Origin of the sequence: Mesorhizobium sp. M1A.F.Ca.IN.020.06.1.1 (assembly GCF_004023265.1) — a bacterium.
In the GTDB taxonomy this organism is placed as follows: Bacteria; Pseudomonadota; Alphaproteobacteria; order Rhizobiales; family Rhizobiaceae; genus Mesorhizobium.
The window spans coordinates 1-2,544 of record NZ_RZSR01000875.1; the positions used below are offsets into that span (position 1 = coordinate 1).

The 2,544-nt window shown below is 65.6% G+C and carries 3 protein-coding genes; all 3 read right to left on the reverse strand.

Features of this window, described 5'->3' with window-relative positions; genetic code table 11:
* Positions 1-391, reverse strand: a 391-nt coding sequence (locus EOA60_RS28345) for a glycosyltransferase family A protein (RefSeq protein WP_164899603.1), incomplete at its 3' end; no start/stop codon positions are given.
* Positions 392-496: 105 nt separating this feature from the next.
* On the reverse strand, positions 497-1,372 hold the full coding sequence (locus EOA60_RS28350) for a transglutaminase family protein (RefSeq protein ID WP_095823370.1): 876 nt from the start codon (positions 1,370-1,372) through the stop codon (positions 497-499).
* Positions 1,373-2,544 (reverse strand): alpha-E domain-containing protein (locus tag EOA60_RS28355; RefSeq protein ID WP_206628285.1); only part of this gene is annotated, 1,172 nt, incomplete at its 5' end.

The following is a 2,544-nucleotide window of genomic DNA, read 5'->3' on the forward strand; positions in this document are numbered from 1 at the left end:
GCGGACGCTGCTGTCCAAGACCAGGACCAAGCCAGGCGCCGACCACCATGTCGGCGCCTGGCTTGGTCCTGGTCTTGGACAGCAGCGTCCGCAACCCACCCTCGATATGCAGATCGTCGGCGTCGATCATGTAAATCCAGGGGAAGCGCGCCTCGGCCAGCGCAAGATTGCGGGAGCCGCCCGCGTCTCGACAATTGGACCGGATGATCCGGAACGGCAGCGCCAGCCGCGAGGCTGCGTCCGCGGCCACGGCCGCCGTGTTGTCCGTCGAGGAATCGTCGACCAGTATCACTTCGCCGATGATCTCGGCTTCCGAGCGCAAGGTTGCCAACGTGTCTGCAACGGTTGCCGACGCGTTGTGTGCTGGAATGATGATGCTGACCGATGTCAACAATTGAACTCCGCGCAAGTGCCCGGCAGGCCGGTCCACGGTCCGGCGGCAAGATAGCGGCGGGATCGCGATTTGAGAAGCAGCCGCATCACCGATCGTGCGCCTTCAGGCAGCGACCGGGATGACATCGACCGCCTGCTCGCCGATCTGCTCGCCGGTGGTTTTCAGGACGCCGACAATCGGCGCCACGTCGGAATAGTCGCGGCCGTATCCCACCGTGATATGGTCGTTGCTCGCCCGCATGCCGTTGGTCGGATCGAATTCCTGCCAGCCGGCATCGCGCCCGCACCAGGCCTTGACCCAGGCATGCATGGCGTCGGCGCCTTCGAGCCTCGGCTTGCCCTTGGGAGGGATCGTGCGCAGGAAGCCGCTGACATAGCCGGCGGGGATGCCAAGCCCGCGCAGCCCGGCGATCATGATGTGCGAGAAATCCTGGCAAACCCCACGTTGAAGCGCAAAGGCATCGCTGGCGCGCGTCTGCACGGTGGTTGCCTTGCCGTCATAGGTGAAATCGCGATGGATGCAATTGCAGAGGTCGACCGCCGTGGCGATCGCCGAACCGGCGAGGCTTTCCCGCGCATAGGCCGTGATTACCGGATCAATGCCGGCATGGTCGCTGGCGGCGAGGAAGTGATGCGGCGCCTCGGCGGACAGCGAACGCACCGCGTCGAGTTCCGCCCTCAGGCCGTGAATGTCGGGCGAGACGTCGAGGCCGGCGTCCGGCCGCGACACCGACACACGGGCGCTCATCCTGACGTGGAGCTCCTCATGCGCGTCGCGAACGGCGATCGCAGTGACGTTGTTGCCGAAGAAATCGGAAAAATCCGCGCGCTCGGCCGGATTCGGCTGGAACGACAGCGAGGCGGCGATAACCCGCTGCACGCCGGCGATCGTCTGCGGCAGCACGCGCACCTGGTGCCTGCCGCCGCCGGCTGCGGCCGCATAGCCGTAATGAAGATGGAGCCTGATGTCGTAGAGCATTTATCCGAAATAGGCCTTGGCGAGACTGTTGTAGAGATCGCCGATCTGAATGGCGAGATCGTCGAGCACCTTCGCGGTCATGTCCTGAGGCTCCATCACGGCGAGCGCCGTGTTGAGCTGCAGGATTTCTTTCGCCGCGGGCGACATATGTCCCTCGCCCCCGACGGAAGGCAGCATGCCGATCTCGGCCTTGAGCCGCTCGAGCTGGAACAGGATCGAGCGCGGGTTGAGCGGATCGAGCGCCAAGAGGTCTATAACCGTGCGCCGGCCTGACTGAACCGGATATTGCCGTCGGTGGGTCATGACGCTGTCGCCGATCTCCAGCATCATGTCGAGTGCGCCGTCGGGCGCGTCTGCCTTTGTCAGCCTGGCTAGCGTGCGCGCGATCTGGATGCCACGTTCCAGTCGGCGGCCGATCTCCAGGAAGCGCCAACCGGTGAAGCGGTACATGTTCTCGTGCAGCAGCCCCGAGAAGCCCGCAAGCTTTCGCAGCATCACGGTCATCGCCCGCGTCGCGTCGTCGCCCGGCGCGACCGTCTCAGCGAATTTGTGGATGGTCTTCGACAGATCCTTCAGCGCCAGCCAGCCATCCGGCGAGAAGCGGTCGCGGATCTGGCCGGCACTGTAGACGGCGCTGTCCAATGTGCCGATCAATCCAAGCGGGATCGCGGTTTCGACCTCGATGCCGAACGGTTCGAGATAGTCTCTGATGTCGGCGAGCAGCGGCATCTCGGGATCGGATGTCTCCGCCAGCCTGACGTGATAAGCGCGCAGCACCCGCACCGTGTCTTCCGAGCGCTCGATATAGCGGCCGAGCCAGGTCAGGTTTTCCGCGGCGCGGCTCGGCAGGCTGCCGGGCATGGTGCGGGTGAAGCCGTCGGTCTCCTGCGGCAGCAGCGTCTCCCGCTCGACAGGCCTGTCGCTGACCACCCAGACATCCGCCGCCTGACCGCCGCGCTGCATGGCCATCGCGGTCGGGTCGAGCGAGAAGCCGACGCGTGCAAAGCCGCCGGGCATCACCGTCCAGCCTTCGTGTGTTCGCGCCAGGTAGACGCGCAGGCTGGCGGGCCGCGGCTCCAAGCGGCCGCCGGCAAAGACCGGCGTAGTCGAGAGCGTGACCGCCTCCTGGCCGACGAAGCCAACCCCGTCGGCTTCGATCCGCGCGATAAGCT

Coding starts and splice junctions, on each gene's coding strand:
- EOA60_RS28350 (WP_095823370.1), bottom strand. CDS start 1,372: ATGCTCTACGACATCAGGCTCCATCTTCATTACGGCTATGCGGCCGCA.